The 6,839-nt window shown below is 61.5% G+C and carries 6 protein-coding genes; 5 read left to right on the top strand and 1 reads right to left on the bottom strand.

Annotation, left to right across the window (positions count from 1 at the left end; all coding sequences use genetic code 11):
* Window positions 1-10 precede the first annotated feature (10 nt).
* The 4 genes from ABX74_RS25355 (at window position 11) to ABX74_RS25340 (ending at window position 4,241) form a co-directional block, all read left to right on the top strand.
* Complete coding sequence (locus tag ABX74_RS25355) at window positions 11-157, top strand: hypothetical protein (RefSeq protein WP_223258004.1); 147 nt, start codon at window positions 11-13, stop codon at window positions 155-157.
* A gap of 82 nt (window positions 158-239) precedes the next feature.
* Window positions 240-1,121: an SMP-30/gluconolactonase/LRE family protein gene (locus ABX74_RS25350; RefSeq protein WP_047889968.1), complete on the top strand. Its 882-nt coding sequence runs from the start codon at window positions 240-242 to the stop codon at window positions 1,119-1,121.
* 1 nt (window position 1,122) lies between these two features.
* A complete protein-coding gene (locus ABX74_RS25345) occupies window positions 1,123-2,139 on the top strand; it encodes a TIGR03617 family F420-dependent LLM class oxidoreductase (protein ID WP_047889966.1) in 1,017 nt (338 codons plus the stop codon).
* A 191-nt stretch (window positions 2,140-2,330) separates the two neighbouring features.
* Window positions 2,331-4,241, top strand: coding sequence for an alkyl/aryl-sulfatase (locus ABX74_RS25340; protein WP_047889965.1), 1,911 nt, complete (start codon window positions 2,331-2,333; stop codon window positions 4,239-4,241).
* Between the two features lie 73 nt (window positions 4,242-4,314).
* Here ABX74_RS25340 and ABX74_RS25335 read toward each other — a convergent pair whose 3' ends face one another.
* A complete protein-coding gene (locus ABX74_RS25335) occupies window positions 4,315-5,847 on the bottom strand; it encodes an FAD-dependent oxidoreductase (RefSeq protein ID WP_020909157.1) in 1,533 nt (510 codons plus the stop codon).
* Window positions 5,848-6,000: 153 nt separating this feature from the next.
* Between ABX74_RS25335 and ABX74_RS25330 the strand changes: the two genes are divergently transcribed.
* Complete coding sequence (locus ABX74_RS25330) at window positions 6,001-6,627, top strand: TetR family transcriptional regulator (protein ID WP_019745323.1); 627 nt, start codon at window positions 6,001-6,003, stop codon at window positions 6,625-6,627.
* The last annotated feature ends 212 nt before the right edge of the window (window positions 6,628-6,839 follow it).

The raw sequence follows: 6,839 nt of genomic DNA, 5'->3' as shown, positions 1-6,839 counted from the left end.
CGCGCCTCGAATCACGGTCACGCTCGCAGATCGGGGAGACAAGACCGAGATGACATTCCATCTGGTCGGGATCCCGGGTTTCAAGGGCGACGGCAACGTCTACGACGGGTGGGAATCCGCGTTCGACGTGCTGGACAAGGTATACCGCGGCGAGTAGTCGGGAATCGGACACCGCCACCGGGGCACCGGTGATTGAATGGAGTGAACACACCATTCAATCACCGACGTGGGAGAGCCTGATGGCACCAGAGGTTGCGGTAGTTCTCGAGGGATATACCTACTTCGAATGCCCGCGCTGGCACGAGGACCGAATTTGGGTGTCGGACTTCTATACCTACCAGGTGATTTCGGCCCGTGAGGACGGGACCGACGTACGCGTCGAGGCGGAGATTCCAGGGCAGCCGTCCGGGTTGGGGTGGCTTCCGGACGGCAGATTACTGGTCGTCTCCATGCGGGACCAGAAGATTCTGCGGCGAGAATCCGATGGCGATTTGGTGGTGCACGCAGACTTGTCCGAGTACGTGAGTGCCAACGTCAACGACATGCTGGTCGACGCGCAGGGACGAGCGTACGTGGGCAACTTCGGGTTCGACCTGATGAACCTGGCCCCCGTCGAGACGGCAGATCTCCTCCGCGTCGACCCGGACGGATCGGTGCACGTCGTGGCGCGAGATCTCCACTTCCCCAACGGGATGGCTCTGACGTCGACCGGAGATCTGCTCGTGGACGAAACGCTGGGAAATCGAATCAGTGCGTTTGCCGTCCAGCCCGACGGCTCTCTGGGCGAACGCCGTGATTGGGCGTCGTTCGGGCCGGTACCTGGTGGACCCGAGATGGAGACCACCCTCGCTGAGATCGTCGTTGCGCCCGACGGATGTTGCATCGACGGAGACGATTCGATGTGGGTGGCCGACGCACTCGGAAGTCGAATTCTCCACGTCGACCCGTCTGGCAAGATAATCGATGAAATTGCCTTCGACAGCGGCGTCTTCGCTTGCGGGCTCGGCGGTTCCGACGGTCGTACGCTGTTCGTCTGTGCCGCCCCGGACTTCAACGAACACGCTCGCAAGGTGGCAACAGAAGGAAAGCTGCTGTCGATTCGTCTGGAGCCTTTGGGCTGACATGGAATTGGTGACCTCGCTACCTGCCGACACTCCGCTGCGGCAGGTGGCTCAGCACGTCGAACGCATCGAGAACCTCGGTTTCGACACGGTGCACATCTCCGAGACCATTCGCGACCCCTTTGCCGTGGCGGCACTGGCCGTCGAGCACAGCAGTACTCTCACTGTCCGGACGTCGATGGTTGTCGCGTTTGCGCGCAGTCCCATGGTGACGGCTTTGGCTGCCTGGGATCTTGCAGGTTTCTCGGGTGGGCGATTTCAACTGGGGCTCGCAACGCAGGTGCGCGGGAACATCGTCGGGCGGTACTCGATGCCGTGGACCAATCCTGTTGCACAACTGCGCGATTACGTCAGTGCTGTACGGGAGATATTTCAAGCGTTCCAGACGGGCGGCGAACTCGACTATGCCGGCTCGCACTACACCTTCAACCGACTGCAGCCCTACTTCAATCCGGGGCCGCTCGACGTTCCAGCTCCCGAGATCTGGACCGGGGGAGTGAACTCCCGCATGTGCTCACTGGCAGGAGCCGTCGCCGACGGCTTTGTTGCTCACCCCACCAGCTCCCATCCGAAGGTGCTCGCGGAGAAGATCATTCCATCATTGACGGCAGGAGGAAGGAAGCCGCGGCTGATTGCCGTTCCGAAGACGATCACCGGCAAAGATCGTGCCGCGATACTTGCTCGACGAGAAGCGGTGCGCAGTGAACTTGCCTTTCTCTACTCGACACCGGCATATCGAACCGCGCTCGAGGTTCTCGGCTTGGCGGGAATCGGCGAGAAGCTGACTGCGATGGCACGAACGGGTGATTGGGATCGACTACCAGCGGTGCTCACGGACGATGTTCTCGACATCTTGGTCACGCAATGCACCTACGCCGAACTCCCCGGGGTGCTGAGTTCGAAATACGCGAGTCTCTGCGACGGCATTGCACTGGCAGTGCCGGCGGATCCCGCCGACGACCGCGCCTTCGCAGCGATGTGTGAGGGGCTACGCGCGGCCTCAGCGTCCGCCAAGTGACTTCCTTCAAGTGGCGTCTGCTCGATGCGATCCCCGGCCACCTGGGGTTCAGCCGCGATCTCATCTGCCACGGGTGATGCGCGAATTCCGCGTGGCCACCAGATTGGTTGCAGAGGGTTCCGCGTGAGGTCACGTCCGATGGCATCGCGTTCTTGCGTGGACGAGGACACAAGGACCGGAGGAGAGTGCTCATGGGTGCTGAGACCAAGCCTGCAACACCGTTCACCGTCGAGGTCAATCGCGCGGCAGTCGACGACTATCCCATGTCTGACCGGGAGGATTTCGGCGACGCGGACCGCGGGTTCATCGCCGGGTGGGAGAACGATCAGGTCTTCAACGACGAGGGCGATCTGATTCACGACGGTCAACCTCTCGAGTACATCACCGATGACAAGCAAGCGCCTGACTCTGTGAACCCCAGTCTGTGGCGGCAGTCGCAGTTGGTGAGGCGCTGCGGGCTCTACAAGGTTGTCGACGGGCTGTACCAAGTCAGGTTCGCGGTTAACCTGACCATTGTCGATGCGCCGGACGGACTGGTCATCATCGACACCACCACCAGCGCTGATCTAGCCAAAGCAGGCCTGGAACTCTTCCGCCGTGAACTCGGCAACAACAAGCCGATCGTCGCGATCATCTATACCCACACGCATTTCGACCACTACGCCGGCGTCAAGGGCCTCGTCGACGAAGCAGACGTGGTGTCCGGCAAGATTCCGATCGTCGCGCCTGGAACCATCGAGTCTTTCAACAAGTTTGCGATCGGCGAGAACGTCATCACCGGCAATGCGATGTCGCGGCGAATGGGGTACACCTTCGGTTTGATTCTGCCCCAATGTGATTGTGGTCTGGTGACCGTCGGTCTGGGATCAGGCGCCGACGGGATGAACATCCACATGACCTACATTCCGCCCACTGACGGCATCACCAAGACCGGTGAGGTACGCAATCTCGGCGGGTGGGACTTCGAGTTCCTCTACGCTCCCGACACCGAAGCGCCGGAGGAGATGCATATCTGGATCCCGGCCATCAAAGCGCTCACCTGTGCCGAGAACGCCAATCACTCGATGCACAACATCCAGACGATCCGAGGCGCACGCACCCGAGATGCGCGCAACTTCGCCAGATACCTGGATGAGACTTTGGTGCGGTGGGGCGACGAGGTCGAAGTTCACCACGGTCCGCACACGTGGCCGGTGTGGGGGAACGCCACGGTGGTGGAATTCCTTGAATCACAACGGGATATGTACAAGTTCATTCACGACCAGGCGCTAAGGTTCGCGAACCAGGGCTACACGCCGCTCGAAGCTGCGGAGGTCGTCCGGCTACCGGAAGCCATCGGACAGAAGTGGTACAACCGCTACTACCACGGCGGACTGCACCACAACGTCCGCGCGGTCTTCCACAAGGAGCTGGGATTCTGGGACGGTGACCCGGCGACGATCTTGCCGTTGCTGCCCGAGGATCATGCCAAGCGGCACGTCGACCTGATCGGGCGAGAGAAGATACTTGCCGAGGGGCGCAGTGCTTTTGAAGCGGGCGACTATCGGTGGGCGGTGCAGCTACTCCATCACCTGGTCTTCGCCGATCCTGACGACGAGGAAGCAAAGAACCTGCAGGCCGACGCCTACGAGCAACTCGGATACCAGCAGGAAGTCCCGCAGTATCGGTCGATCTTCCTCGCCACCGCAATGGAATTGCGCAACGGCGTCACAGGTGCCGGTCAAGTCAACACCGACAGCACGGACACGATTTTGTCGATGCCGATCGATCTGCTCTTCGACTATGCGGGAGTGCATCTCATCGCGGAGAAGGCGGACGACGTCGACATTTCGATCAACTTCAGTTTTGCTGACACAAAACAGGATTGGAACATGTGGATTCGACGGGCAGTTCTCAACGCGCGTTCGGGCCGCGCCCCTGACGCGCAACTGACCCTGACCGGTCCCAAGCCGTTGCTTGCCGGCATCCTTCTCCAACCAGGAAAGGCCTCTGCCATCCTCGACACCGGAAAAGTCACGTCCGACGGTGATGTTTCGGCGCTGACTCGCTTCGCCGACATCATGGACACGTTCGATCCGAATTTCAACCTGGCGACGCCCTGAAAGAGGGCAGCCTGAAAGAGGTCGTGGGGCAGGTGATTCTGACATCGCCTGCCCCACGTCCTCGTTGTGCTGGTTACTTCGCCATGTCCTGGGCTGCTCGGTACGAGAAGACCATGGCCGTGCCGAGTGGAACTCCGGGGCCGGGGTAGAAGCGGCCGCTCAGTGACGCGCTCGTGTTGCCTGCGGCGTAAAGGCCGTCGATGGCGCTGCCGTCAGCACGCAGGACTCGGCCGTTGACGTCAGTGACCAATCCGCCCTTGGTGCCGAGGTCACTGAGGACGATGCGGGCCGCGTAGAACGGACCGTTCTCGATGGCCGTCAGTGCCGCATTCGCGCCGCCGTTGGGTGGGCAGAAGAACGCGTCGTACGGGTCTTCGCCGCGATGGAACTCTTCGTCGACGCCCAGTTTTGCGGCATCGTTGAACTTTTCGACAGTGCTGCGCAATGCGTCGGCCGGTAGTCCGGTCTTGGCAGCGAGTTCTTCGAGAGTGTCGGCACCGACCCACGTTCCGGCTTCGAGGTGCTTGGCGGGCGCCGTGTTCGGGATGCAGATGGCGGGCAGTCCGCCACCCTCGCGCGAGTCGAAGATCATGAACGACGGCACGGCAGAACCGTTGTCGTCGTGAGCATCCATGGCTCGTCCGAACTGGTCGTACGGAAGCGACTCGTTGAGGTAGCGCTCACCGGCGCTGTCGACGACGAGCCCACCGCGAACGCCGACCATGAAGGCGGCGCTGCCGTCGGGCTGCTCGACGCCGGGGCAGAACCACGCCTGATCGAGCAAGGCTGTTGCGCCGCCGACAGCAATACCGGCAGAGATCGCGTCGCCGGTGTTGGCGCCGAAGGGACCCATACTCCAGATCGCCTTGCCGGGGGTGCCTGCCTGCTCACGCATCTCGGCGTTGCCTTCGATGCCGCCTGCTGCCATCAGGACACCGCGGTTCGCCTTGATTCGCTGGGTTTCGCCGCCGGATTCGACCTCGGCGCCGACAACACGGCCGTCTTCCACGATCAGGGAGGTGAGGACGGATTCGGTGCGAAGTTCGGCCTTACCGGTGCTCTGAACTGCGGCCAGCAGACGGCCGATCAGTGCGCGCCCACCGATCATCGGGCCGGGAGCATGATCCTGACCGGTGCGGTCTTGGTCCAGTTCCGGACGCACCTTGCCGGCGAGGTCACCGATGTCGGCGGGATCGAGATCGAGAGGGTTGATGGAGCGTCCCGTGTCCATCCGGCCTTCGGCTTTGTAGTAGTCGGGGAACGCACGGAACTCGAATTCGATGTTCGGGTTCTGCTCGAGTAGAGCGACGACAGCGGGAGCAGTCTCGACGTAGGCGTCCTGGCGCTCGGACTCGGCGTCACCGAGCAACGCGCGCAGATAGGTGCGGGCATTCTCGGTCGAGTCGGGAAGTCCGGCGCGTTCCTGTACCTGGGTACCTGGGAGCCAGATCGAGGCACCCGAGTAGGCGGAGGTCCCGCCGAAACGATCGGTTTTCTCGAGGACGATCGTCGTCAATCCCTGAGCAGCGGCGGTATATGCGCCGGTCAGCGCTCCGCCGCCGGAGCCGACTACCAACACGTCGCACTCGCTGGTCCAGTCCTGCATCATTGCGTCCTTACTCCAAGAGGGTGGGGTGTCCACGGAATACCGCACGGCACTGGAAGGCCATGCCAGGTCCCACTGAGCGGGCAATATGCCGAGATGGGTGGTCCAGGTGAGAGAATTAGCGCGGTCGTTCGCGGCCGGGACACATAATCGATGATGGGGGCGACGTTGCCGAGAATTGCCGAGGTCAGGGACGCTGCTGAGCCCAGTTCGGACGAGCAGCGGGCGCGCCATGTGCGGATGCTGGAAGCGGCCGCCGAATTGGGGACCGAGAAAGAACTCTCACGGGTTCAGATGCACGAAGTTGCCAAGCGGGCAGGCGTGGCCATCGGCACTCTTTACCGCTATTTTCCTTCGAAGACGCACCTCTTCGTTGCTGTGATGGTCGAGCAGATCGATCAGATCGGCGACAGTTTTGCCAAGCATCAGGTGCAGTCGGCCAATCCGCAGGACGCCGTGTACGAGGTCCTGGTGCGCGCGACTCGCGGGTTACTGCGTCGGCCGGCCCTTTCGACTGCGATGCTGCAGTCGTCCAGTACCGCCAACGTCGCGACGGTGCCGGACGTGGGCAAGATCGATCGCGGCTTCCGGCAGATCATCCTCGATGCGGCCGGGATCGAGAACCCGACCGAGGAAGACAACACCGGGTTGCGTCTGCTGATGCAGCTGTGGTTCGGGGTCATCCAATCGTGCCTCAACGGTCGAATTTCCATCCCGGATGCGGAGTACGACATCCGCAAGGGGTGCGACCTGCTTTTGGTGAATCTCTCACGACACTGACGTGACCTCGCCCCTTCTCGGGGTGGGTTCGTCGTGTTCTCAAAATTGAAATCAATTCTATTATTTGAGTCAGACTTGGTTCAAAGATGACGTTCATTCCGGCATTGCCCTGACATCAACAATAGAATACATTACAGAAAAGTTGACGGTGAGTCAGCTCACCGACCGAAAACTCCACGAAGGAGCGCACATCATGGGTCATGCAGTCATCG

It is taken from the genome of Rhodococcus sp. ARP2, from assembly GCF_001029585.1.
GTDB classification, from domain to species: domain Bacteria; phylum Actinomycetota; class Actinomycetes; order Mycobacteriales; family Mycobacteriaceae; genus Rhodococcus_F; species Rhodococcus_F erythropolis.
This window is presented reverse-complemented; position numbering and strand designations above follow the sequence as displayed.

Excerpts from the sequence above, each read along its gene's own strand:
- ABX74_RS25350 (WP_047889968.1), top strand. The coding sequence starts at position 240 with ATGGCACCAGAGGTTGCGGTAGTTCTCGAGGGATATACCTACTTCGAA.
- ABX74_RS25345 (WP_047889966.1), top strand. The coding sequence starts at position 1,123 with ATGGAATTGGTGACCTCGCTACCTGCCGACACTCCGCTGCGGCAGGTG.
- ABX74_RS25340 (WP_047889965.1), top strand. The coding sequence starts at position 2,331 with ATGGGTGCTGAGACCAAGCCTGCAACACCGTTCACCGTCGAGGTCAAT.
- ABX74_RS25335 (WP_020909157.1), bottom strand. The coding sequence starts at position 5,847 with ATGCAGGACTGGACCAGCGAGTGCGACGTGTTGGTAGTCGGCTCCGGC.
- ABX74_RS25330 (WP_019745323.1), top strand. The coding sequence starts at position 6,001 with ATGATGGGGGCGACGTTGCCGAGAATTGCCGAGGTCAGGGACGCTGCT.